Here is a 23,973-nt window from a genome sequence, read left to right on the forward strand (position 1 = left end):
GGGGTGGTCAGATGTCGTTTGTAATCGTGGCTCCGGAGTTCATTGCGGCGGCAGCTTCGGATTTGGCCAGTCTCGAGTCCACGATCGCCGCGGCCAATACGGCCGCGGCGGCCAACACCACAACATTATTGGCCGCGGGTGCCGATGAGGTCTCGGCGGCAATCGCCGGGTTGTTCGGCGCGCAGGGCCAGGCCTATCAGGCGCTCAGCGCGCAGGCGGCGGCGTTTCACACTCAGTTCGTGCAGGCCGTGAGTGCCGGTGGGGGCGCGTATGCGGCCGCCGAGGCCGCCGCGTTGTCGCCGCTGCTCGACCCGATCAACGCTCAGGTCCTGGCAGCTACCGGGCGCCCACTGATAGGCAACGGCGCCAACGGCGCCCCGGGCACCGGAGCCAACGGCGGGAATGCCGGCTGGTTGATCGGCAACGGCGGAGCTGGCGGGTCCGGGGCGGCCGGCATTAACGGCGGAGCCGGCGGTAACGGCGGGGCGGCTGGACTCCTCGGCATCGGTGGGGCCGGTGGGGCCGGCGGGACCGCCAGCACCGGGAACGGTGGGGCCGGTGGGGCTGGCGGGGCCGCCATGCTAATCGGCGCCGGCGGCGCCGGCGGAGCCGGTGGCTCCGTCACAAACCTCGCCGGCGGGGCCGGGGGGGCCGGTGGAGCCGGCGGCAACGCCGGCATGCTCTTTGGCAGCGCCGGCGTCGGCGGAGCCGGCGGGATGGGTGCCACCGGAGCCGGCGGGGCCGGTGGGACCGGTGGCGCCGGCGGGCCGTTCGCCAGCGGCGGGGCCGGCGGGGCCGGAGGACAAAGCTTCACTGGAGCCGGCGGGGCCGGCGGGGCCGGCGGGACCGGCGGGACGTTCAGTGCCGGCGGCACCGGCGGGGCTGGTGGACTCGGCATTCTCGCCGCCGGCGGGGCCGGCGGGGAAGGCGGCGCCGGCGGGATGTTCGGCCCCGGCGGGACCGGCGGCAGCGGCGGGGTGGGCGGAACCGGTGGGGCCGGCGGTGCCGGCGGCGACGCCGGGATGCTCAGCCTTGGGGCCGCCGGTGGGGCCGGCGGCCCCGGCGGGCAAGGCCTTGCTGCCGGCCAAGCCGGCGGGACCGGTGGCGCCGGCGGCAACGGCGGCGCGCTCTTCGGCTCCGGCGGCGCCGGTGGGGCCGGCGGCAACGGCGGCGGCGCCCTCGCGGCCAACGGGGGCGTAGGCGGTGCCGGGGGCAAAGCCGGCCTGCTCTTCGGCTCCGGCGGCACCGGCGGTTCCGGCGGCACCAGCGCCATCGCCGGCACCAGCGGCGGCGCCGGCGGTTCCGGCGGCACGCCCGGGCTGATCGGCAACGGCGGTAACGGCGGTAGCGGCGGCTCAGGCGTGGCGGCCGGCGGTGCCGGCGGTTCCGGCGGCGCCGGCGTGCTGATCGGCAATGGTGGCAATGGCGGTAGCGGTGGCATTGGAACAGTGCTGGGCGTCAATGGCCTCGGCGGCTTCGGCGGGCTGCTGTTGGGTGCAGACGGCTTCAACGCTCCCGCCAACCCCAACGCATTACTCGCCCTGCGGCAGCAGGCGCTGGCCGCGATTAACGGGCCTACCCAGGCATTGACCGGGCGGCCGTTGATCGGCAACGGCGCCAACGGGACTCCGGGAACAGGGGCCGAGGGCGGGGCCGGCGGCTGGTTGTTCGGCAACGGCGGTAACGGCGGGTCCGGTGCAGCCGGCGCGGCCAACGGCGCGCCCGGCGGGGCCGGCGGGGCCGGCGGGATCTTGTTCGGCACCGGCGGCACCGGGGGGGCCGGCGGCAACTCCACGGCCGGTGGTGGCGCCGCCGGGTCTGGCGGGGCCGGCGGGTCCGCCTTGCTGTTCGGCTCCGGAGGCACCGGCGGCAGCGGCGGGCTTGCAACCGTCGCGATCAGCAACGGCGGGGCCGGCGGGGCCGGCGGCAACGCCGGCTTCCTCATGGGCGCGGCCGGGACCGGCGGCATGGCCGGCTCTGGTGCTGGCGCCGCGGCCACCGGCGGCGCCGGCGGCGCCGGCGGAACCGGCGGGCTGTTGGCCAACGGCGGGGTCGGTGGACCCGGCGGGCTTGGCGGCACCGGCGGGGCCGGTGGGGCCGGCGGGACCGGCGGGTTGTTCGGAGAAGGCGGCACCGGCGGTGCCGGTGGGCCCGGGTCCACCGCTGCCTCCGGCGGCGGCGCCGGTGGGGCCGGCGGGACCGGCGGGCTGTTCGGCGCCGGCGGCACCGGCGGCACCGGTGGTGCGGGGTTTGGTGGCGGGACGACCGGCGGCGCCGGGGGTGCCGGCGGCAACGCCGGCTTGCTCGCCATCGGTCCCTCCGGCGGTGCCGGCGGGGCCGGGGGCACCGGCGGCGCCAACGGCGGGGCGGGCGGTGCCGGCGGCACCGGGGGCGTGGTCTTCGGCTCCGGCGGAGCCGGCGGTAACGGTGGGCACGGCGGACAAGGCGCAGTCGCCGGCAACGGCGGTAAAGGCGGGATCGGCGGCAACGCCGGCTTCTTGTACGGCTCCGGCGGCTCCGGAGGAGCCGGCGGTACCGGCAGCCAAATCGCCGGTTCCACCGGTGGCGCCGGAGGCAACGGCGGTAAGGCCGGGGCGACTGGCAACGGCGGCAATGGCGGCGCCGGCGGCGCCGCCGCAACGACCGGTGGCAACGGCGGTACCGGCGGCAACGCCGTGCTGTTCGGCAACGGCGGCAACGGTGGCAACGGCGGCCAAGCCGCGGCCAAGGGGACCCCTGGCACCGGCGGCACCGGCGGGCAGCTGATCGGCGAGAACGGCCTCAACGGCTTGACATAGCCGGCGGTCCTGCGACAGGTCGTTTCTCGGGCGAGTCCCGGCTGTTTCTGGCGGTATGGACCCAACCAGCGAGTCGGTTGGGATGATGGGGAAAACTGGCATCGGCAACGCCATCAAGACGCTGTCCAAGGAGGGCCCGTTCCCGCTGGAAGGGTTCAGGAAGGTCGTCGAGTCAACCTGATCGGCACCTTCAATGTGCTGCGGCTGGCCGCCGAGCGGATTGCCGGGACAGAACCGCTCGGTCCCGAAACAAGTCCAGAGCGGGGCGTGAGCATCAACACCGCGTCGGTCGCCGCGTTCGACGGCCGGATCGGCCAGGCCGCCTAATCGGCGTCCAAAGGTGGTGTGGTGGGCATGACGCTACCGATCACGCGGGACCTCTCGCGCGAGCTCATCCGCGTGGTGACCATCGCGCCGGGGTTGTTCAAGACCCCGTTGCTGGGTTTGCTGCCCGAGGAGGCGCAGAAGTCACTGGGCAAGCAGGTGCCCCAGCCGGCGCGGCTGGGTGACCCCGACGAGTACGGCGCGCCGGCCGTGCACATCATCGAGAACCCGATGCTCAACGGCGAGGTGATCCGCCTGGACGGCGCCATCCCGATGGCGCCGCGTTGACATCCGGCTGACACACTGGCCGGCGCCGACCGGCCTACGGGCCGTTGCCGCCGGCTCCGCCGTTCCCACCGGCACCGCCCGTGCCATCGACGAAGCTGGGAGCGCTGCCCTGCTGGCCTGCAGAGCCCCCGGTGTCCGCGCCGTTGCCGCCGTTGCCGCCATTTCCGCCGCTGCCGCCGCTACCGAAGTTGCTGTCAAGGTAATTGCCGCTGTTGGCGCCGTGTCCGCCGTTGCCGCCATTGCCGCCGCGCCCGGCGACGCCGAGGCCGCCGTTGCCGCCGTTGCCGCCGTTGCCGCCGTCACCACCCCCGCCATACAACCGGCTGCTTACATCGCCGCCGACACCGCCGGCACCACCCTGACCACCGTTGCCGCCGTCGTAGCCCGTGCCATTGGCCTGGCCGCCGCTACCGCCGTCGCCGCCCCTGCCACCTTGGCCGCCTATGGGGTCAGAATCGCCGTCACTTGGTCCGCCGGCTCCACCGACGCCGCCCGCACCGCCACCACCGGCCGGTCCATTCTGCGCGTTGCCACCCTTGCCACCGTTGCCGGCCGCCCCGCCGTCGGCACCCCTCTGATTGTTCAGGCCGCCGGCTCCGGCCCCGCCGTCGCCGCCCTCGCCGCCAGTGCCGGCACCTGCGAAGCCGTCCCCGCCGTCGCCACCGACTCCGCCCTTGCCGCCCACAGATCCGGTAAAGACGCCATTGCCGTTTCCGCCGTTTCCGCCGTTGCCCCCGTTGGCACCGGTTGCGTGGCCGTAGCCGATGCCGCCGCTGCCGCCGTTGCCACCGTTGCCGCTGCTACCGCCGTTGCCGCCGTCACCACCGGCTCCGGCGAAACCGGAGCTGTTGATGCTGGCCGTACCGCTGCTGCCGCCGCTGCCGCCGTTGCCTCCGGTGCCGCCCGAGTAGCTCTGACCGATGGCTCCGTCACCGCCGTCGCCGCCACGACCACCGACACCCCCATTCCCGTCGGTGCCGCCGAAGCCGGTGCCGCCCGAGCCGCCGTTGCCGCCGTTTCCGCCGCCGCCGCCGATCCCGGTGAGGTTGTCGCCGCCCCGACCGCCTGAGCCGCCGGCGCCGCCGTTGGCGCCGCTGGGTCCCGCACTGCCGACGCCGCCGTTACCGCCGTTGCCGCCGGTGCCACCGACGTCTCCGGGGCCGTTTCCGGTGCCGGCGCCGCCGCCGCCCCCGTTGCCGCCATTGCCTCCTTGATGAGACGCGCTGCCGTCAGCGCCGTCAGCTCCGTTGACCAGACCGGTGCCGCCGCTGCCTCCTCGTCCATGCGCCCCCGCGTTACCGCCGTCACCGCCGTTGCCGCCGTCACCGCCGCTGACGCCGGTAGCGCCGGCGGCACCGTTGCCGCCGCCGCCGGGGGCGCCGCCGCCGGCTCCGTTGCCGCCATTGCCGCCGTTGCCGCGCAATCCGTTGTGGCCGGAGGGCGAGAGCGCGGTGCCGCCGGTGCCGCCGTTGCCGCCGTTTCCACCGTTGCCACCGGTGCCGCCGGTGCCGCCCGCTTGGCCGTCAGCGCCGGGTGCAGTGGCGTCGGCGCCGCGAGATCCGTTCCCTCCGACACCGCCGTTTCCGCCCTTGCCGCCGTTACCGCCGGTACCGCCGTTGCCGCCAGTGGTGCCGCCGTTGCCGCCGCTGCCTCCGACCCCGCCGGCGCCGCCGTCACTGCCGGCGCCGCCGTTCTGACCGGTGAGGCTGGGCGAGTCGCCTGCAGTTCCGTTCGCCCCGTCGCCGCCACTGCCGCCGTTGCCGCCGTTGGCGTTGCTGGTTCCGTTCAGCCCGTCGGCGCCGATGGTGGAACCGCTGCCGCCGGCCCCGCCGGTGCCGCCCGCGCCGGCGTTGCCACCATTGCCGCCGGCGCCGCCGGCGCCGTTGTTGAGGCCCGTCTGGCCGTTCGCGCCATTGCCGCCGTCGCCGGGGGTTCCGCCGTTGCCGCCGTTGCCGCCGGTGCCGCCGGCGCCTCGGGTGCCGTTGTGCCCGGTGGGGGACACTGCCGTGCCGCCTGCCCCGCCGTTGCCGCCTGTCCCGCCGGCGCCGCCGGTGCCGCCGTCGCCGCCCTCTTGACCGGCGGTTCCGAGTGTCTGGGCGGTGGCACCTGAGGTGCCGTTGCCGCCGGCTCCGCCGCGGCCGCCGTTGCCGCCCCTGCCGCCTGATCCGCCGTCTCCAGCGTCGGTGCCGGCGCGCCCGCCGGCACCCCCGGCGCCCCCGTTGCCGCCTTTTTGTCCGGCGCCGCCAGAGGTGCCGGAAGCCGAGGGAGTCGCGCCGTCACCCCCGTCGGCGCCGTTGCCGCCGTTGCCGCCGTTGCCGCCGTTAGCGGTGCTGAGCCCGCTGAGACCGGCCGCGCCTGGGGTCGAGCCGGTGCCGCCGGCCCCGCCGTTGCCGCCGACGCCGGCGTTGCCCCCGTTGCCGCCGGCCCCGCCGGCGCCGGCATTGACGTTGACGTCGCCGGTGGCGCCGTTGCCGCCATCACCGGGGGTGCCGCCGGTTCCGCCGTTGCCGCCGTTGCCGCCGGCGCCGCGCAGTCCTTGCTGACCTGATGCGGCCAGCGCGGCGCCACCGACGCCACCCGCGCCGCCGGCACCACCGTTGCCGCCGCCGCCGCCGTCGCCGCCCGCTTGGCCGTGGGTGCCGGGGCTTTGGCCCATGTCGCCGTTGCTGCCGCTGCCTCCGGCTCCGCCGCGGCCACCGGCGCCGCCCTTGCCGCCGGCGCCGCCGTCTCCGGCATCGGTGCCGCCGTGGCCGCCGCGGCCGCCTGTTCCGCCGGCACCCGCGTCGCCGCCTGTTCCTCCGGACTGGCCCGGGGCCTGTGCTGTGGTGCCGACGGTTCCGTTGGCCCCGTTGCCGCCACTGCCGCCGTCACCGCCGTTGGCGGTGCTCAGACCAGACTTGCCGGTAGCGCCGGTGGTCGATCCGGTGCCGCCGATGCCGCCGGCGCCGCCGGCGCCGGCGTTGCCGCCGTCACCGCCGTTGCCGCCTCTGCCGTTGTTGACGCCGATGTCCCCGCCTGCTCCATTGCCGCCGTCACCGGGTGAGCCCCCCGCACCGCCGGCTCCGCCGTCGCCCCCTGCGCCGCGGGCGCCGTTTGAACCGGACGCGGCCAGCGCGCTGCCCCCGGCGCCGCCGTTGCCCCCGGCGCCGCCGGCGCCCCCGGTCCCGCCGTCGCCGCCGGCCTGACCATTGGCGCCCGGTGCGGTGGCCGTCTCACCACTGGCGCCGTTGCCGCCGATCCCGCCGCGGCCACCGACACCGCCCGCCCCGCCGGCCCCACCGTTGCCGGCAGCAGTCCCGCCGTTGCCGCCCCGGCCGCCGCCGCCACCGGCACCGCCGCTGCCCCCGGTGCCGCCGGAATCTCCGGGCACCTGGCTCGAGGTGCCCGGCCCGCCGCCGTTGCCGGCACCGCCGCCACCGCCGGCGCCGCCGTTGCCGACGCGTCCTGCATCGCCGCCGTCGCCGCCGGCGCCACCAGCGCCGCCGACCGAGGTCGCGTTCCCGCCACGGCCACCGGCGCCGCCATCACCGCCGAAGCCGCGGCCGTTGTTACCGGGCGAAGCGCCGCTGGCCCCGGTGTGACCACCCGCACCGCCGGCCGCACCCCCGGTGCCGCCGGTGCCGCCCGCGCCGGGATTGCCGCCCTGTCCGCCGGCTCCACCCTGACCGGCCACCGGACCAGTGGCGCCGGCACCGCCGCCACCACCGTTGCCGGGTGTCCCGCCGAATCCGCCGGCACCGCCGCTGCCACCGTCACCCCCAGCGCCCGTGGCACCGAGCAGACCACCCTTACCGCCGACACCCCCCGCGCCACCGCTCCCGCCGTCACCGCCGCTGCCGCCGTCACCTCCGGCGCCGCCACCCCCACCGGCCTGTCCGCTGCTCAAACCGTTGCCGCCCAGCCCGCCCGCACCACCGCCGGCCCCGGCACCGCCGGCACCGCCCACCCCGCCGGCGCCTCCGGCGCCCCCGTCACCCAGCAACCACCCACCGCGGCCGCCGTTACCGCCCACTCCGCCGGTGCCACCCGAGGAGCCAGCCGAACCGCTCCCACCATCACCACCACCGACCCCGGACAACCCGTCGGCCCCCGCCGTCCCGGGAGTGGTCCCGGCCGTACCGGCATTACCCGTGCCGCCGACCCCACCCGCTCCACCGGTGCCCCACATGCCGGCGTTGCCGCCCATACCCCCGCTGCCGCCGCCGATTCCGCCGGCACCGCCCACCCCACCGGCACCAGTCAGCCACCCGCCGTTGCCCCCGGCCCCCCCGTTGGCCCCGGCACCCCCGGCACCCCCGGCACCGCCAACACCCCACAGCCCGGCGTTACCGCCGCTGCCGCCCGCCTGCCCCGGGGCCCCGGCCGCTCCCGACCCCCCGTTGCCGAACAGCAAGCCCCCATCACCCCCGTTACCGCCCGGGGTGGTCGCATTAGCCCCGTTGCCGATCAGGGGCCGGCCCAGCAGCGTCTGCGTAGGGGCGTTGATGACACCCACGATGGCCTGCTCAACACTCTGCAAGGGCGAGACATTGGCAGCCTCGGCCGTCGCATACCAGCTCGCGCTGCCGCTGAGCGCCTGCACGAACTGCTGATGGAACACCGCCACCTGCGCACCGATCGCCTGATACTGGCGGCCATACCCGGAAAACAACTCCGCGATAGCCGCCGAAATCTCATCGCCCCCCGCCGCCAACACCGCGGTCGTCCGACCGGCCGCAACAGCATTACCGGCATCAACACTCGACCCGATGTCACCCAGATTCGCCGCGGCGATCGCCAATCGATCAGAAACTACGGTCAGCGACGACATCCGGACCTCCTCAGCGGCCCCCCCGGCGCGGAATCCTAGCAAGCTCCAAGTGTGAGGAATCCGGTTTTTTGATGCCAAAAGCAGACAAATCCAGGAATGCCATGACAGGCGGTTCGGTCAGCGCGGCCACGGAATGGCGCTGCTGTCGACGCCTGGCCGGAGAGCGTCATACCCATGAAGCGTCCCCAGAAACCGAAGAAGCCCCCCGCATCAGCGGGGGGCTTACATCGGAACCACTAGGTGGCTATCGACGAAACCATCGGGAGACGGTGGGTTCGGCCATCAATAATCGCGCAATTACGCCCATGGTGTTACCTCAGCTTGCTGTCGGCAGGGGTTGCCAGTCTTCGAACTGCTCCGAAGTCTCACCTTCCACCAGCATGTCGCCGTGGTAGAGAGCTTCGAAGTCAGCCTTGATGACGTCGGCACTCGAGTCGTCGATCCACATGACACTGAGCGTAGGAGCCTGCATTAAGGAATCGGTGAGTCACGGTTCGGAAAATGATGGCAATTCTTACCCGTGGGTAGGTTTCGCCGCGGGGCGCAGGGTTACCCCTTTCGCGCCCGGTTGAACCATCCCTCACCTGCACTCGTATCACCGCTGGGTCTTGTTTGACACCTGTAACTTAGCGTTGCTAAGTTATCGCGGATATGGCGTGTGGCCCGCGGGACGGCGCGCGCCGGCGGCCGGAGGGACACAACATGTTGCAGGGGATCGCTCGACTGGCCATCGCCGCCCCGCGACGAATCATTGGAATCGCCTTGTTGGTGTTCCTCGCCGCCGCGATCTTCGGCATCCCGGTTGCCAACAGCCTCTCGCCCGGCGGCTTTCAAGATCCCCACTCCGAGTCGGCGCGGGCGATAACGGTGCTGGCCGAAAAGTTCGGGCAGAGCGGCCAGCAGATGCTGATCCTGGTCACTGCACCGGGCGGCGCCAACAGCGAGCAGGCCCGCACGGCGGGGGACGACCTCGTCGAACAACTCAAGAAGTCGCCGCTGGTATACAACGTCACGTCACCGTGGACCGCACCGCCGGCCGCCGCCGCCGACCTGATCAGCAAGGACGGCAAGTCCGGGTTGATCGTGGTCAACCTCAAGGGCGGGGAGAACGACGCGCAGAAGAACGCCCAAACCCTGGCCGACAAGTTCGTCCACGACCACGACGGCGTCACCGTCGCGGCGGGCGGCTCCGCCATGGAGTACGCCCAGATCAACAAGCAGAACCAGGCCGACCTGTTGGTCATGGAGATGATCGCTATCCCGTTCAGCTTCCTGGTTCTGGTGTGGGTGTTCGGCGGATTGCTGACTGCGGCGCTACCGATGGCGCTCGGGGCGCTGGCCGTGGTCGGGTCGATGTCGGTGCTGCGGCTTGTCACGTTCACCACCGAGGTTTCGATCTTCGCGCTCAACCTGAGCACCGCCCTGGGTTTGGCGCTGGCCATCGACTACACGCTGCTGATCGTCAGCCGCTACCGCGACGAGTTGGCCGAGGGCGGTGACCGTGACCAGGCGCTGATCCGCACCATGGTCACCTCCGGCCGCACCGTGTTGTTCTCGGCGGTCACCGTGGCGTTGTCGATGGCCGCGACGGTGGCCTTCCCTATGTACTTCCTCAAGTCCTTCGCCTATGCCGGTGTGGCGACGGTGGCCTTCGTCGCGATCGCGTCGATCGTGGTCACTCCGGCCGCCATCGTGCTGATGGGTTCGCGGATCGATTCGTTCGACGTGCGACGGCTGGTGCGCCGGGCATTACGGCGCCCGCAACCGGTGCACAAGCCGGTCGAGCAGCTGTTCTGGTACCGGTCGAGCAAGTTCGTCATGCGCCACTGGCTGCCGGTCGGCTCGGCCGTCGTCGCGCTGCTACTGCTGCTCGGGCTGCCGTTCCTGTCGGTGAAGTGGGGCTTCCCGGACGACCGGGTGCTGCCGCCCTCGGCCTCCTCCCATCAGGTGGGAGATCAGTTGCGGGACAACTTCGCCCGCGACTCGGCCACCGCCGTGCCGATCGTCATTCCCGATGCCCGTGGCCTCACACCGGACGACCTCAGCGGGTACGCCGCCGCGCTGTCGCAGGTGTCCGACGTGTCGGCGGTGTCCGCCCCGACCGGAACGTTCATCGGCGGCAAGGCGTCCGGACCGCCGGTGGGCGCCACCGGCATGACCGACGGCAGCGCTTTTCTGACGGTCAGCAGTACCGCGCCGCTGTTCTCGCAGGCCTCCGACGATCAGCTCAAGCGGCTGCACCAGGTGGCCGGCCCGGGTGGACGCGCCGTAGAGATGGCCGGCGTGGCACAGGTAAATCGAGACAGTGTCGACGCGGTGACGCACCGGCTGCCCCTGGTGTTGGGGCTGATGGCCGCCGTCACCTTCATCCTGCTGTTCTTGCTGACCGGCAGCGTGGTGTTGCCGTTGAAGGCTCTGGTGCTGAACATGCTCTCGTTGAGCGCGGCGTTCGGCGCGTTGGTCTGGATATTCCAGGACGGCCACTTCGGCGCGCTGGGCACCACTCCGAGCGGGACGCTGGTGGCCAACATGCCGGTGCTGTTGTTCTGTATCGCCTTCGGATTGTCCATGGACTACGAGGTGTTCCTCGTCTCCCGGATACGCGAGTACTGGCTGGCGTCCGGTGCGGCCCGGCCGGCCAAACCGACTCCGGCCCAGGCGCACGCCGCCAACGACGAAAGTGTCGCGCTCGGGGTGGCTCGCACCGGCCGGGTGATCACCGCCGCGGCGCTGGTCATGTCGATGTCATTTGCGGCACTCATCGCCGCGCACGTGTCGTTCATGCGGATGTTCGGGCTGGGCCTGACTCTTGCCGTGATCGCCGACGCAACCCTGGTGCGGATGGTTCTGGTCCCGGCGTTCATGCACGTGATGGGCCGGTGGAACTGGTGGGCGCCCAAGCCGCTGGTATGGGTGCACGAGCGGTTCGGCATCAGCGAGGGCGGCGCTCCCGGGGAGCCGACCGGGGTGGCCGGTCCCCGGCTGCCGAGTGAAGCCGACACCACCACGATGCCGGCCCAGCGCAACGGACGGGACGTCCACACATCGGTGACCCGCCGTGGTTGACGTGACGGTGCGCGGACTGCGTCGTCAGCGTGCCCCGCGCGGATCGGGTGACCGGTTGCGCCACGAAATCCTTGATGCTGCAACAGAATTGCTACTCGAGACCGGCCAGGCCCGGGCCGTGTCGATCCGATCGGTGGCCCAACGCGTCGGGGTGACCTCCCCGTCGATCTACCTGCATTTCGAAGACAAGGATGCGTTGCTGGACGCGGTGTGCGCACGCTATCTGGCCCGCCTCGACGAGGCGATGGACCGGGCCGCCATCGGGCCGACGGGCACCGTCGAGGTGCTACGGGCCCAGGGCATGGCTTATGTGCGGTTTGCCCTGCAGACCCCCGAGTTGTACCGGCTCGCCACCATGGGCGAGTGGCGCTCGGGAAGCAATGTCGATATGGCACTGGACAGTTCGGCGTTCAAGCACATGCGCGCCTCCGTGCAGAAGTTGATGGACGAGGGTGTTTACCGGACCGACAATCCGACCATGATCGCCCTGGAGCTGTGGACGGCCGCGCACGGCGTGGCGGCCATATTGATCGCCAAGCCGCATCTGCCGTTCGGCGATGTCGACGCATTCGCCGAACGTGTGTTGGCGGCTGTGCTGTGCGGTCACATGGTGGCCGGGCTCGTCGGCGGGGACGCGACGCCCGGGCGATTGGTGGACTGGGTGCTCGAGCAGCGCAACGCACAGGAGGCACAGGTATGACGCCCGGCAAGGTCGAGAACCCGTTCTTCGCCCGGATATGGCCCGTCGTGGCCGCGCACGAGACGGAGTTGATCCGCGTGCTTCGTCGGGAGAATCTGGCCGGACTTTCGGGGCGGGTGCTCGAAGTAGGCGCGGGCATCGGGACGAATTTCGCCTACTACCCGGATGCCGTCTCGCGCGTCGTCGCGATCGAGCCCGAACCGCGGTTGGCGGAAAGGGCCAGGGAAGCGGCCGCTGCGGCTCCGATTCCGGTGGTGGTGACCACCGAGACCGCTGAGGAGATCGGTGATGCGGAACCGTTCGACGCGGTGGTCTGCTCGCTGGTGCTGTGCTCGGTGCACGATCAGGTCGGTGTGTTGCGACGGCTGCATTCACTGCTGCGGCCGGGCGGGGAGTTGCGATACCTCGAGCACATTGCCAGTGCCGGCGCCCGCGGCCGGTATCAGCGGTTTGTCGATGCGGTCTTCTGGCCCAGAGTGTTCGGCAACTGCCACACACACCGCGACACCGAGCGCGCGATCACCGACGCCGGGTTTGAAGTGCACACGGCCCGGCGGGAGTGGACGTTGCCGGCCTGGGCGCCGCTGCCGGTGTCCGAGTTGGCGCTGGGCCGCGCGCACCGGCCCTGACCCGCCGTTCCGCCGAGACTGCGGTGAGGGCGTCGTCCGGCCTGGCGGGCGCGACCTGTGTGCAGTCTGGCCGCCGTCAGCGCAGAGTCGACGCTCGATAGTCCAGCGCATCGCGAACTCTGGCAATGATGTCGTCGGAATGATCCGTCACGGTGACCCGGATGACGATCCAGCCGAGCCGTTCCAGCGTCTCGCGCCGACGGTTGTCCCTCATGTACTGCCAGCGGTCGACGCGATGGTGTTGGCCGTCGTATTCCGCTGCGACCATGAGGTCCTCCCAGCCCATGTCGAGGTAGTACACCTGGCCCCCCTGTGCGGTAACCGGGATCTGGGTGGTGGGGAGTGGTAGGCCCGCGCGCACCAGCAATAGCCGCAATGCCGTCTCTCTCGGCGATTGTGAGCCGACGTCGACGAGTTCGAGCGCCGATTCCAGCTGCCTGAGGCCGCGTGCGCCCCGATCCCGCTCGGCTACGGCACGCACCTCGTCGACGGTGACAGCGGTCGCGCGCATGAGAGCCTCCAGGTGGGCGACCGCCGAGCCCAGTGGCTTGCGGCGGCCGATGTCATAGGCGGTGCGCTGTGGCGTGGTGACCGGTAGGCCGGCGAACAGGCCCTGCTCCTCAGGCCGAAGTTGCATGTCGTAGGTGCGGACTCCACGTGGTGGCCTCGCGTTCGACCAAATCAGTTCAACGGGCAGATGCTGGTCGACCCATCTCGATCCGTGCCAGGCAGACGCGGTTAAGCCGGCGATGACGCCCTGACGGTGCGACCACAGCCAAGCCGCGACGGCCCGCTGGCGCAAAGTGAGTACCTCGTCTCGCGGGACGTAGACGTTAGGTAGTTCGCAGCGAAATCGGGAGCGCAGCTGATGCCGGCGCACCTGACCATTGGCTACCGCCTCACTGCCGATAAACGGAATGCTCGTCATGGTGGCAGGATCGTCGCCTGTTCAGCGGCGCGAGAGCCGATCCGGCCCCCGGCCTGCAGCACTGTGGACAGCCGGCGAACTGTGCACGGTTCGTCGTGCCGCGCGAGACTGCACTCATGTCACCGAGACTGCGGTGAGGTCACCGATCTGGAGACATTTAGCGCCGTTCGGGCAGGCTCGCCGTCGCGCGTTCAGCTGAACAGCGCCGGCAACCGCTCCAGCAGCCCTGGCAGTGCCTGGCTGGCCGACTCGCGCACGCAGAGCGTGGCGTATTGCGACAGCGGCGTGGCTTCGGGGTTGACTTCGATCACCGCGGTGCCGCGGGCCAGCGCCAGCTCGGGCAGTCCGGCCGCCGGGTAGACGATCGACGAGGTGCCGACCACCACCACGACGTCGGCGTTCTCCGTCGCTTCCAGCGCACTCTGCCACGGCCCCTGGGGCAGTGATTCGCCGAACCACACGATGTCGGGCCGGATCAGGCCGCCGCAGCGACATACCGGTGGGTCCACTTCGATGGCGGCTTCGGTCATCACCGGCAGCGGCTCAGTGTAGGCGACATTGCAACGGGCGCAACGGAATTCGAAGAGACTGCCGTGGAGATGGTGTACCGGGGTGCTGCCCGCCCGCTCGTGCAGATCGTCGACGTTCTGGGTGACGACGGTGACGGCGGTGACGTCGGGGTGCTGCTGCCACCGGGCGATGGCCCGGTGCCCCTCGTTGGGTTGGACGTCGGCGACCAGGTAGTGACGCCACAGGTACCAGCCCCAGACGCGTTCGGGATTGCGCTCCCAGCCCTGCACGCTGGACAGCTCGTACGGGTCGAAACGGGCCCACAATCCGTTCTTGTCGTCACGAAACGTCGGGACGCCGCTTTCGGCTGAGATTCCCGCGCCGCTAAGCACCGTCACTCGCATCCCACAAAGATAGCCGCGAGTGGGCAATACTGGATGAGTGGAGTTGCGCGATTTGTTGAAGGTCGACGTCAAGGCGGGTAAGCCGTTGTTCGACCAGCTCAGGACCGGGGTGATCGACGGTGTCCGGGCCGGCTCGCTGCCGCCGGGCACCCGGCTGCCGACGGTGCGCGACTTGGCGGGTCAGCTGGGGGTGGCCGCGAACACGGTAGCCCGCGCCTACCGCGAGCTCGAATCCGCGGCGATCGTCGAAACGCGGGGTCGCTTCGGCACTTTCATCTCCCGCTTCGACCCCACCGATGCCGCGATGGCAGCCGCGGCCAAAGAGTATGTCGAAGTCGCAAGGGCGCTGGGGCTCACCAAGTCCGACGCGATGCGCTATCTCACCAACGTGCCGGACGACTAGAAATCCAGCAGGGTCAGGTTCGGGCGCAGCGGATCGAACAGCGGAACGCGGTACATCGCCGACAATGCGCTGTTGAAGATGAGCCCGCGGCCCTTGGGCAAGTGCAGGTCGTGCACGGCGTTGATGCCCGGCACCGTCCGGGCCAGATCGGCGGCTTCGGCCACCGACAGGCTGAACGGCATCGTCGGCACCTTGTAGCGAAGCGAGGTGCGGATGCCCAGCCGGCTGCACCTGCTGAACCAGCGCGGCGGCAGGTCGAAGAGCAGCTGACCGCCCGGGAAACGCTTCGCGCACTCGCCGATCAGCCCCAGTGACTGCTCGGGTTGCAGATACATCAGCAGACCTTCGGCGGTGATGAACACTCCGTCGGCGGCATCCACAGAGTCCATCCAGCTGTAGTCCAACGCCGATTGGGCGAGCACCGAGATCCGTGGTGACGGTGGCAGCAGCCGCGTCCGTATTTCGATGATCGGCGGCAGATCGACTGTCAGCCAACGAAACTCACTCTCTGGAAGGGCTGCCTGCAGGCGCCAGAAGCTGGTTTGCAGACCCTCCGCCAGCGCCACCACGGTGGCTGTGGGGTGCGTAGTCAGATAGGTCATCGCGGCGTCGTCGAATGCCCGCGCCCGCAGGGCGATGTCCTGGCGGGTAGGACCGAACTTGGCGAAGTCGAAATCGATGGAGTCGACCAGAGTCACGGCCATCGGGTCGTCGATCAGCGCGTCACCGTCCCGTCGCGCCTCGGTGGCCCGGGCGTGCAGCGTCAGCAGTGCCGTCTCCGAGACGCCGGTGAGAGCGACCCGGTGCGTCCGGTCGCTCATGTGAGCACCTTCGCCAGGGTGCGCAGGTTGCGGGACGTGGTCGACGACTTGTACCGCTTGTTTCCCATCGTCTTTCCGATCGTGCTGTCCAGGGTGCTGCCCTTGGGCACCTGCCAGTAGATGACCCCCTCGCCGCGCTGGATCTTCTCGTGGGGGCCGGGGGTCAGCCGGGCCAACTCGTCGAGCACATCAGGGTCGGCCACGAAGGTGACGTAGGACTGATGGTCGTCGATCTCACGCTCGAAGGGGTACCCGTCGTCGATGGCGCGCAGCGTATCGAGGTCATAGGGGAGCACCCATGCGTCGTAGCCGAACCGGTCGCGCAGTGCGGCTTCGGCTTTCCTGCGCACCGTCGCGACCCTGGCTGACGATTCCAGCCGGACGTTGCCGCTGGCCAGGATGGTGCGCACGTTCTGGAATCCCGCGTCGGTCAGGGCATCGGCCACCTCGGCCATCTTGAGGTTGACGCCGCCGACATTGACGCCGCGCAGGAAGGCCGCGTACTTCGTCATGCACCGATTCCACCAGCCCGGCCGAGAATGGCGCAACGCGACGTAGGCTTTCGTGCATGGGACGCCACGTGTTCGACGACAAGCTGTTGGCCGTGATCAGTTGCAACGCGATCGGGGTGCTGGCCACCATCAAACGCGACGGCCGGCCGCAGTTGTCGAACGTGCAGTACCACTTCGACGCCCGGACACTGCTGCTCCAGGTCTCGATCACCGAGCCGCGAGCCAAGACCCGCAACCTGCGCCGGGACCCGCGCGCGTCGCTGTTGGTCGACGCCGACGACGGATGGTCCTACGCGGTCGCCGAAGGCGTCGCGGAATTGACTCCGCCGGCCGCCGCGCCCGACGACGACACAGTCGAGGCACTGATTACGTTGTACCGCAACATTGCTGGTGAACATCCCGACTGGGACGAGTACCGCGAAGCGATGGTCACCGATCGGCGGGTGCTATTGACGATGCCGATCTCGCATGTGTACGGGATGCCGCCCGGGCGGCGGTGATAAATGCGTACCGGCCCGCGCGCTCACCAGATAGGCTGCCGTCATGGCCGAAACGAAGCCCCCGGAATCGTCCGAACCCGATAACAAGCGCAAGTTCCGCGAAGCCCTCGAGCGCAAGATGGCCAAGTCCGCGGGCGGATCCGACCACAAGGACGGCGGCGGCAAGCAGCCGCGGGCACATGGCGCCGCGGGCAATCGCCGGGAATTCCGTCGCAAGAGCGGTTAGCTGATCCGAATGCACTGCCGCCGAACCGGATTGGCCCGTGGCCCGGTGCTCCGGCGGCGGACCGGCCGGACCGTTCTAGACTGACTGAGTGCCGAAACTTCAGCTTGTTCAAGATCCGGCCGCCGACGCACTGCTGGATTCCAATCCCTTCGCACTGCTGGTAGGGATGCTGCTGGATCAGCAGGTCCCCATGGAGACGGCTTTCGTCGGTCCCCAGAAGATCGCCGATCGGATGGGTGGCCTCGATCCGGCCCGGATTGCCGAGTACGACCCGGACAAGTTCGCCGCACTCTGCTCGGAAAAGCCTGCGATTCACCGCTTTCCGGGATCCATGGCCAAACGCATCCAAACGCTCGCGCAGATCATCGTCGACCGGTACGACGGCGACGCCGCCGCGTTGTGGACGGCCGGAGAACCCGACGGCAAAGAATTGCTGAAGCGACTCAAGGCGCTGCCGGGGTTCGGCGAGCAGAAGGCTCAGATCTTTCTGGCCCTGCTCGGCAAGCAGTACGGCGTGACGCCCACGGGCTGGCGGGCCGCCGCCGGGGAGTTCGGCAAGGCGGGCACGCACATCTCCGTCGCGGATATCGTCGACGCGGAGTCGCTGGGGCGGGTGCGGTCGTATAAAAAGCAGATGAAGGCAGCAGCAAAGGCAGCCAAAGGAAAGGCGGCAACGTGAAGACACACATAACGTGTCCGTGCGGCGAAGCCATCGTCGGCAAGGACGAGGACGAGTTGGTCGAACTGACTCAGGCTCACCTCGCCAGCGTTCACCCGGGTCTGGACTACGACCGGGACGCCATCTTGTTCATGGCGTATTAGCGCGGCGTGCCGCGAAGGTGCGCATTTGTACACCGCCACGCCATAGCCGGCGTACATCTGCGCGCACTCGCGGCTCACAGCGAGATCGTCAGGGCACCACCGTCGAGCCGATGGTGGGCATGAACTGGCACTGACGTTCTTTGGTGGTGACTTGCCCGAAGATCGTCGACATGATGCTCCCCGAACCCGTGTCCACGATCGCGGTCAGCGTGGTCGGGCCTGCGCCGTTGATGTCGGTGCGCGGCTTGAGCGTGGCACTGCCCGACTTGCCGGTGGTGAGGTTGACCCACGTGACGTTCAACGGGAGGCGCTGTACATCCGCGGGCCCGGGGGTGCCGACAGCGGTGAACACGTAGGCGGTCTGTCCCGGTCCGGGTCCCGGCGTCGGGATGGCGGCCGGTCCGGCCACCGAAAGCGCGGTTGCCAGCGCATTCGTGCCGTCCCCGAGGCAGTTGGTACCGATCGAGGGGTACATGAAGTCCTGAGTGGGCGGGGCATCCGGACCGAACGAAGGTGCCGCCGCCGGAGCCGCGGCGGGCGCGGGCGCGGGGGCGGGCGCGGGCGCAGGGGCAGGAGCCGGCGCGGGGGCCGGAGCCGGCAGCGCCGCCGGTGCCGGTGCAGCAGCCGGCGCCGGGGCCGGTAGGGCACGAGGCGCGGGCTCCGGTCCGGGCGGCGGCGGGGCCACCGGCCGGGGACTGACCACCGCCGGGGGTGCATCGGGTGCGGGACCCGCCGCGTGGTTGGGGTCGATGCCAGTCGGCAGATGGGCAAGCATGCCGGGTTCGATACCGGCCGGTGGAACGTGCGGCACTGGCGCCGCATCAGGCGGGGTGGCGCCGGCCGCCGGCGTCGGTGCGCTCAGATGGGGCGTCCCGTTCGGGTCGGCGACGAACTGGTTCACCGACGCGGCGACGTTCTTGGCCTCGCCGGATGCGGCCGGGTTGTGCGTGAACGCCTGCGCCGCCGCCATCAGCAGCTGCGTCGCCTGCGCCGGATTACTGGCTGCCTGCTGAATTATCGGACTCAGCTCGGTCAACGCCGGCAGCCCAGGCAGCTGTTGGGCGGGGTTGGGCGGCGGCGTCGCCGGGTCGGCTGCCGCGCTCGGACAAAGCCCGAACGCGGCAGCCGAAGTGACGACGACTGCGGCCAAACCTTTGGACAGACTCCAAGTGCTTGCCACGGTGTTTCTCCCGGTCAGTTGGTGGTAGAGGTCAGCCGTCGGTGACTACTGGACTCAGGGCAGCGCAGCCAGCAGTGTCTGCGGACCGCTCGGTGCCGGTGCGCCGGCACCCAGCCCCGGGATTCCTGAGGTCAGCGCCGGCAGGGCGGCCTGGGCCAGCCCAGGAATCGCCGTTGCCAGACCGGGCAGGGACGCCGCCGGTGTTGCGGGCACCGCGGGTGCCGCCGGTGCGGTGAGTCCCGGGATCGGCGTGTTCACGCCCGGAATCGGCAGCGATGCCGGAGCGGGTGCCGCCGGAGCGGCCGGGGCGGTGAGGCCCGGCAGCGGTGCGTTCACGCCGGGGATCGACGGGACCGAGGCGGGTGCGGGTGCGGCCGGAGCCGCGGGGGCGGCCAGCCCCGGCAGCGGTGCGTTCACACCGGGGATCGACGGGACCGAGGCGGGTGCGGGTGCGGCCGGAGCCGCGGGGGCGGTCAGGCCCGGCAGCGGCGTGTTCACACCCGGGATCGACGGAACCGCCGCAGGCGCGGTGGCGGGGGCCGGTGCGGTCGCGCCGGGCACCACCGAAGGCAGGTTCAATCCTCCCGGAGCGGCAGGAGCCGGGTCCGGTGCCCGGAGCACACCCTGGGGCGCCGGCGGTGTGGCGCCGAGGGCCGTTGCCAGGTTCTGCAGAATCTGCGGGGCATTCGCGGCCGAGGCGATCAGCTGCTGCGGAATGTTGGGTTGCGCCGGAGCGGGCGCCGGGTCGGCGTGGGCGATGCCGCCGGTCAATAGTGCGGCGGACGAGCCGACCAGAACGGCGGCGGCTCGGACGAAAGTCCAGATGGTTGGCATGACTCTCCCTGATTGTTCGATGACTGGTCCCGCAACCGAAGCTATCCTGGTGCAGAAGTGACTCAAGTGACACGTGTGGCATTTATGCGATCGTTATCGATACGAGCGGCAGCGGTGACCGGCGACCTGGGAATCGTGTTCCCACCGTTATGAAAGGCCGCGACGCGCGGATTGGTCGCCGACGCCCTCGGTAGAGTCGGGCCGATAGACACCACTTCGGCCGCCGCGGCGGCAGACACCACCCGGCGGCCAACCGCCGTTGTGCACGCCTGGGCACTGCCGGTGTTGATCTTGAGCATCGCCGCGCGATTCGGCTGGACCTACCTGGCGCCGCACGGCGCGAACTTCGTCGACCTGCACGTATACGTCGGTGGAGCCGCGGCACTGGACCATCCGGGGACCCTCTACAGCTTCGTCTACGCCGACCAGACGCCGGACTTCCCGCTGCCGTTCACCTATCCACCATTTGCTGCAGTGGTCTTCTACCCGCTGCACTTCGTGCCATTCGGGGTCCTCGCCTGCCTGTGGCAGGTCGCGATCGTCGCCGCGTTGTACGGCGTGGTGCGCGTCAGCCAACGATTGATCGGGGTGGCCGCGAACCGGTCCGCCGCCGCGTGGTGGACCGCGGCCGCGATTTGGATCGAGCCGCTGCGCAGCAACTTCGACTACGGACAGATCAACGTGTTCCTGGTGCTGGCCGTGCTGTGGGCGGTTTACACCACCCGCTGGTGGCTCTCGGGGGTGCTGGTGGGCCTGGCGGCCGGCGTCAAGCTGACCCCGGCCGTGGCCGGCATCTACCTGCTCGGCGCGCGCCGCTGGTCGGCGGCGCTGTTCTCGCTGTCGGTATTCCTGATCACCATCGGGGTTTCGCTGTTCGTCGTGGGAGACCAGGCGCGTTACTACTTCACCGACCTGCTCGGCGACGCGCGCCGGGTCGGGCCCGTCGCCACCTCGTTCAACCAGTCATGGCGAGGAGCCGTCTCCCGGATACTCGGTCACGATGCCGGCTACGGGCCGCTGGTACTTGCCGCCATCATCGGCACGGCCGCGGTTGCCGTGCTGGCCTGGAGGGCACTGGACAGCTCCGATGCGCTGGGCAGGCTGTTGGTGGTCGAACTGTTCGGCCTGCTGCTCTCACCGATTTCCTGGACGCACCACTGGGTGTGGTTGGTCCCTTTGATGATCTGGCTGATTCACGGGCCGCTGCGGCAGCGGCGCGGGGCGAAGCTGCTTGGTTGGGGCTGGCTGGTGCTTACCCTGATCGGCGTGCCGTGGCTGCTGAGCTTCGCGCAGCCGACCATCTGGGTGATCAGCAGGCCGTGGTACCTGGCCTGGGCCGGGCTGGTCTACGTGGTGGCGGCGGTGGCGACGCTGGGTTGGGTCGCTCTGCAGCGACGCGCTATTCGCGACGGAACAGGCGACCGTGGCTGCGGAACCAGATGATGTTGCCGACGGAATCGCGGACGAAATTCGATCGGGTGCGGAGAGTAATCGGCCGCCACGCCGGTAACAGACGTTTCGCGACCTGATTACCGCGGCGAAGCCGCTCCGACAATGCCGTCGATGTCGCGCGCCATATCGAGGTCTTTCTGGGTGATGCCGCCCTCGGAATGCGTCACCAGCACGAAAGTAACCGTGCGCCAACGGATATCGATGTCCGGGTGATGATCTTTGGCTTCCGCCTGCTCGCCCACCCGGCGTACGGCGTCGATACCGGCCAGAAACGCCGGGAATTTCACCGAGCGGCGTAACGCGCCGTCGACGCGTTCCCAGCCGTCGAGTTCGGGCAGTGCGGCATCTACTTGCTCATCGTTGAGAACGGCCATGATTCGACGGTATACCGTCACGGCCATGCCGACCCAGATCGTCGTTGCGGGCGCCGTCCTCAGAGCGGGCGCGGTGCTGGTGGCGCAACGTCTCCGGCCGCCCGACCTGGCCGGCCGCTGGGAGCTGCCGGGCGGAAAGGTCGGCCCGGGTGAAACCGAGGCCGCCGCGCTGGCCCGCGAGCTCGCCGAGGAGCTGGCGATCGTGGTCGACGTGGGCGAGCGCCTGGGTGACGACATCGCGCTGAACGACGCGACGACGCTGCGGGCCTATCGCGTCCATCTGACACACGGCGACCCGGACCCGCGCGATCATCAGGCGCTGCGCTGGCTGACGGCGGACGAACTCGACGACGTCGATTGGGTGCCGGCTGACCGGGCCTGGCTTCCCGACCTGGCTCAGGCGCTGCGCTGCACAGCCCGATGAGCTGGTCAGTTCGTCGCCAGTTCGCTATTGAGGACCCCCGCTGCCACAATCACCGACGTGCCATTCCGCAACGTCGCCATCGTCGCCCACGTCGACCACGGTAAGACAACCCTGGTCGACGCGATGCTGCGGCAGTCGGGCGCCCTGACGCACCGCGGTGACGACACCCAGGAACGCATCATGGACAGCGGCGACCTGGAAAAGGAAAAAGGCATCACCATCCTGGCCAAGAACACCGCCGTGCACCGCCACCACGCCGACGGGTCCGTCACCGTAATTAATGTCATCGACACCCCGGGGCACGCCGACTTCGGCGGCGAGGTGGAACGCGGCCTGTCCATGGTCGACGGAGTGCTGCTGCTGGTCGACGCTTCCGAGGGCCCGTTGCCGCAGACCCGGTTTGTGCTGCGAAAGGCGCTGACCGCGCACCTGCCGGTGATCCTCGTCGTCAACAAGACCGACCGCCCCGATGCCCGCATCGCCGAGGTCGTCGAGGCCAGCCACGATCTGTTGCTCGACGTCGCATCCGATCTCGACGACGAAGCCGCCAAGGCCGCTGAGCACGCGTTGGGTCTGCCGACGCTGTATGCCTCCGGGCGGGCCGGTATCGCCAGCACCGAGCAACCCGCCGACGGCGAGATTCCGGCCGGCGACAACCTCGACCCGCTGTTCGAGGTGTTGATGGAGCACATCCCGGCACCGTCCGGTGATCCGGAGGCGCCGTTGCAGGCGCTGGTCACCAACCTCGACGCGTCGGCCTTCCTGGGCCGGCTCGCGCTGATCCGCATCTACAACGGCAAGCTGCGCAAAGGCCAGCAGGTGGCGTGGATGCGCGAGGTGGACGGCTTGCCCGTCATCACCAACGCCAAGATCACCGAGTTGCTGGCCACCGAAGGTGTCGAACGCCGACCGACCGAGGAGGCGGCGGCCGGGGACATCGTGGCCGTGGCCGGTCTTCCCGAGATCATGATCGGCGACACCCTGGCCGATCCCGACCACGCCCATGCGCTGCCGCGCATCACCGTTGACGAGCCGGCCATCTCGGTGACCGTCGGCACCAACACCTCGCCGCTGGCCGGCAAGGTGTCCGGCCACAAGCTGACCGCGCGCATGGTCCGCAACCGGTTGGACACCGAGTTGGTGGGCAACGTCTCGATCCGGGTCGTCGACATCGGCCGGCCGGACGCGTGGGAGGTGCAGGGCCGCGGCGAGCTTGCCCTGGCCGTGCTGGTGGAGACGATGCGGCGGGAGGGCTTCGAGCTCACGGTCGGTAAGCCGCAGGTAGTGACCAGGACGATCGACGGCAAGCTGCATGAGCCGTTCGAGGCGATGACGATCGACTGCCCGGAGGAATTCGTCGGCGCGATCACGCAGTTGATGGCCGCCCGCAAGGGCCGCATGGAGGAGATGACCAATCACGCCGCCGGCTGGGTGCGGATGGACTTCGTCGTGCCCAGCCGTGGCCTGATCGGATTCCGTACCGACTTCCTCACCTTGACGCGCGGCACCGGCATCGCCAACGCGGTGTTCGAGGGCTACCGGCCGTGGGCAGGCGAGATCCGGGCCCGCCACACCGGATCACTGGTGTCGGACCGCGCAGGGGTCATCACCCCGTTCGCGCTGATCCAGCTCGCCGATCGGGGCCAGTTCTTCGTCGAGCCCGGCCAGGACACCTACGAGGGCATGGTCGTCGGGATAAATCCGCGTGCCGAGGACCTCGACGTCAACGTCACCCGCGAGAAGAAGCTCACCAACATGCGGTCCTCGACCGCGGACGTCATCGAGACACTGGCCAAGCCGCTCGAGCTCGACCTCGAACAAGCCATGGAGTTCTGCGCGCAGGACGAATGCGTCGAGGTGACCCCGGAGATCGTGCGGGTCCGCAAGGTCGAACTCGACGCCACGTCGCGAGCCCGCAGCCGCTCCCGCGCCAAGGCTCGCGGGTAGGCCACGTGCGCCTCGATACCC

Annotated in this window: 20 protein-coding genes and 2 pseudogenes; 13 read left to right on the top strand and 9 right to left on the bottom strand. The window is 70.5% G+C overall.

All coding sequences use genetic code 11. The features are described from left to right. Positions 1 to 11 precede the first annotated feature (11 nt). Both AC5Y7D_RS25875 and AC5Y7D_RS25880 read left to right on the top strand, forming a co-directional pair. Positions 12 to 2,798 carry a PE family protein gene (locus tag AC5Y7D_RS25875; RefSeq protein ID WP_499928629.1) on the top strand — a complete coding sequence of 929 codons (2,787 nt, stop codon included), beginning with the start codon at positions 12 to 14 and terminating at the stop codon, positions 2,796 to 2,798. Between the two features lie 97 nt (positions 2,799 to 2,895). Beyond that, positions 2,896 to 3,410: pseudogene (locus AC5Y7D_RS25880) on the top strand (SDR family NAD(P)-dependent oxidoreductase); the annotation flags it as partial. A gap of 34 nt (positions 3,411 to 3,444) precedes the next feature. On the opposite strand, the gene AC5Y7D_RS25885 reads toward AC5Y7D_RS25880, so the two are convergent. Both AC5Y7D_RS25885 and AC5Y7D_RS25890 read right to left on the bottom strand, forming a co-directional pair. After that, on the bottom strand, positions 3,445 to 8,220 hold the full coding sequence (locus AC5Y7D_RS25885) for a PE family protein (RefSeq protein WP_499928630.1): 4,776 nt from the start codon (positions 8,218 to 8,220) through the stop codon (positions 3,445 to 3,447). Between the two features lie 316 nt (positions 8,221 to 8,536). Then, positions 8,537 to 8,668, bottom strand: coding sequence for a hypothetical protein (locus AC5Y7D_RS25890; protein ID WP_156166572.1), 132 nt, complete (start codon positions 8,666 to 8,668; stop codon positions 8,537 to 8,539). 254 nt (positions 8,669 to 8,922) lie between these two features. On the opposite strand from AC5Y7D_RS25890, the gene AC5Y7D_RS25895 reads away from it, so the two are divergent. The 3 genes from AC5Y7D_RS25895 to AC5Y7D_RS25905 are packed head-to-tail and all read left to right on the top strand — an operon-like array spanning position 8,923 to position 12,615. Beyond that, a complete protein-coding gene (locus tag AC5Y7D_RS25895; RefSeq protein ID WP_499928631.1) occupies positions 8,923 to 11,286 on the top strand; it encodes an MMPL family transporter in 2,364 nt (787 codons plus the stop codon). Between the two features lie 7 nt (positions 11,287 to 11,293). Next, positions 11,294 to 11,986, top strand: coding sequence for a TetR/AcrR family transcriptional regulator (locus AC5Y7D_RS25900; protein ID WP_499928661.1), 693 nt, complete (start codon positions 11,294 to 11,296; stop codon positions 11,984 to 11,986). Continuing rightward, the gene (locus AC5Y7D_RS25905; RefSeq protein ID WP_499928632.1) at positions 11,983 to 12,615 is read left to right on the top strand and encodes a class I SAM-dependent methyltransferase; all 633 of its coding nucleotides are present in this window, start codon (positions 11,983 to 11,985) and stop codon (positions 12,613 to 12,615) included. Before AC5Y7D_RS25900 ends, AC5Y7D_RS25905 begins: the two co-directional genes overlap by 4 nt. Positions 12,616 to 12,691: 76 nt before the next feature. Here the strand turns inward: AC5Y7D_RS25905 and AC5Y7D_RS25910 are convergent, their stop codons facing one another. Both AC5Y7D_RS25910 and AC5Y7D_RS25915 read right to left on the bottom strand, forming a co-directional pair. After that, positions 12,692 to 13,543: an endonuclease domain-containing protein gene (locus tag AC5Y7D_RS25910; RefSeq protein ID WP_499928633.1), complete on the bottom strand. Its 852-nt coding sequence runs from the start codon at positions 13,541 to 13,543 to the stop codon at positions 12,692 to 12,694. Between the two features lie 191 nt (positions 13,544 to 13,734). Beyond that, on the bottom strand, positions 13,735 to 14,457 hold the full coding sequence (locus tag AC5Y7D_RS25915) for an NAD-dependent deacylase (protein WP_499928634.1): 723 nt from the start codon (positions 14,455 to 14,457) through the stop codon (positions 13,735 to 13,737). Positions 14,458 to 14,494: 37 nt separating this feature from the next. Between AC5Y7D_RS25915 and AC5Y7D_RS25920 the strand changes: the two genes are divergently transcribed. Next, positions 14,495 to 14,860: an Rv1152 family transcriptional regulator gene (locus tag AC5Y7D_RS25920; protein ID WP_459359803.1), complete on the top strand. Its 366-nt coding sequence runs from the start codon at positions 14,495 to 14,497 to the stop codon at positions 14,858 to 14,860. Here AC5Y7D_RS25920 and AC5Y7D_RS25925 read toward each other — a convergent pair. Then, positions 14,857 to 15,681 (bottom strand): class I SAM-dependent methyltransferase, encoded by an 825-nt coding sequence (locus AC5Y7D_RS25925; protein WP_499928635.1) that lies wholly within the window; start codon positions 15,679 to 15,681, stop codon positions 14,857 to 14,859. The genes AC5Y7D_RS25920 and AC5Y7D_RS25925 overlap by 4 nt on opposite strands. Beyond that, positions 15,678 to 16,193, bottom strand: coding sequence for a DUF1697 domain-containing protein (locus AC5Y7D_RS25930; RefSeq protein ID WP_499928636.1), 516 nt, complete (start codon positions 16,191 to 16,193; stop codon positions 15,678 to 15,680). Before AC5Y7D_RS25930 ends, AC5Y7D_RS25925 begins: the two co-directional genes overlap by 4 nt. 56 nt (positions 16,194 to 16,249) lie before the next feature. Here AC5Y7D_RS25930 and AC5Y7D_RS25935 point away from each other — a divergent pair, with 56 nt between their 5' ends. The 4 genes from AC5Y7D_RS25935 to AC5Y7D_RS25950 all read left to right on the top strand — a co-directional run bounded on the left by AC5Y7D_RS25935 (position 16,250) and on the right by AC5Y7D_RS25950 (position 17,741). Further along, a complete protein-coding gene (locus tag AC5Y7D_RS25935) occupies positions 16,250 to 16,693 on the top strand; it encodes a PPOX class F420-dependent oxidoreductase (protein ID WP_499928637.1) in 444 nt (147 codons plus the stop codon). Between the two features lie 43 nt (positions 16,694 to 16,736). Then, positions 16,737 to 16,919 carry a DUF5302 domain-containing protein gene (locus AC5Y7D_RS25940; RefSeq protein WP_499928638.1) on the top strand — a complete coding sequence of 61 codons (183 nt, stop codon included), beginning with the start codon at positions 16,737 to 16,739 and terminating at the stop codon, positions 16,917 to 16,919. 88 nt (positions 16,920 to 17,007) lie between these two features. Beyond that, positions 17,008 to 17,598 carry an HhH-GPD-type base excision DNA repair protein gene (locus AC5Y7D_RS25945; RefSeq protein WP_499928639.1) on the top strand — a complete coding sequence of 197 codons (591 nt, stop codon included), beginning with the start codon at positions 17,008 to 17,010 and terminating at the stop codon, positions 17,596 to 17,598. Next, entirely contained in the window at positions 17,595 to 17,741 is a 147-nt protein-coding gene (locus tag AC5Y7D_RS25950; protein ID WP_063892814.1) for a hypothetical protein, read from the top strand. The genes AC5Y7D_RS25945 and AC5Y7D_RS25950 overlap by 4 nt, the downstream gene beginning before the upstream one ends. An 88-nt stretch (positions 17,742 to 17,829) precedes the next feature. Here AC5Y7D_RS25950 and AC5Y7D_RS25955 read toward each other — a convergent pair. Continuing rightward, positions 17,830 to 18,989: pseudogene (locus AC5Y7D_RS25955) on the bottom strand (Rv1157c family protein). After that, on the bottom strand, positions 18,976 to 19,755 hold the full coding sequence (locus AC5Y7D_RS25960; RefSeq protein WP_499928640.1) for a hypothetical protein: 780 nt from the start codon (positions 19,753 to 19,755) through the stop codon (positions 18,976 to 18,978). The pseudogene AC5Y7D_RS25955 and the gene AC5Y7D_RS25960 overlap by 14 nt, the downstream one beginning before the upstream one ends. A 171-nt stretch (positions 19,756 to 19,926) precedes the next feature. On the opposite strand from AC5Y7D_RS25960, the gene AC5Y7D_RS25965 reads away from it, so the two are divergent. After that, positions 19,927 to 21,198 carry a mannosyltransferase gene (locus AC5Y7D_RS25965; RefSeq protein WP_499928641.1) on the top strand — a complete coding sequence of 424 codons (1,272 nt, stop codon included), beginning with the start codon at positions 19,927 to 19,929 and terminating at the stop codon, positions 21,196 to 21,198. An 86-nt stretch (positions 21,199 to 21,284) separates the two neighbouring features. Here AC5Y7D_RS25965 and AC5Y7D_RS25970 read toward each other — a convergent pair whose 3' ends face one another. Further along, positions 21,285 to 21,581 carry a 4a-hydroxytetrahydrobiopterin dehydratase gene (locus AC5Y7D_RS25970; RefSeq protein ID WP_499928642.1) on the bottom strand — a complete coding sequence of 99 codons (297 nt, stop codon included), beginning with the start codon at positions 21,579 to 21,581 and terminating at the stop codon, positions 21,285 to 21,287. A 25-nt stretch (positions 21,582 to 21,606) separates the two neighbouring features. Between AC5Y7D_RS25970 and AC5Y7D_RS25975 the strand changes: the two genes are divergently transcribed. Together AC5Y7D_RS25975 and typA are read left to right on the top strand one after the other, a co-directional pair. Then, complete coding sequence (locus AC5Y7D_RS25975; RefSeq protein ID WP_499928643.1) at positions 21,607 to 22,005, top strand: NUDIX domain-containing protein; 399 nt, start codon at positions 21,607 to 21,609, stop codon at positions 22,003 to 22,005. A 57-nt stretch (positions 22,006 to 22,062) separates the two neighbouring features. Further along, on the top strand, positions 22,063 to 23,952 hold the full coding sequence (typA, locus tag AC5Y7D_RS25980) for a translational GTPase TypA (RefSeq protein ID WP_499928644.1): 1,890 nt from the start codon (positions 22,063 to 22,065) through the stop codon (positions 23,950 to 23,952). Positions 23,953 to 23,973: the final 21 nt, after the last annotated feature.

Source organism: Mycobacterium sp. NGS49 (genome assembly GCF_059812565.1).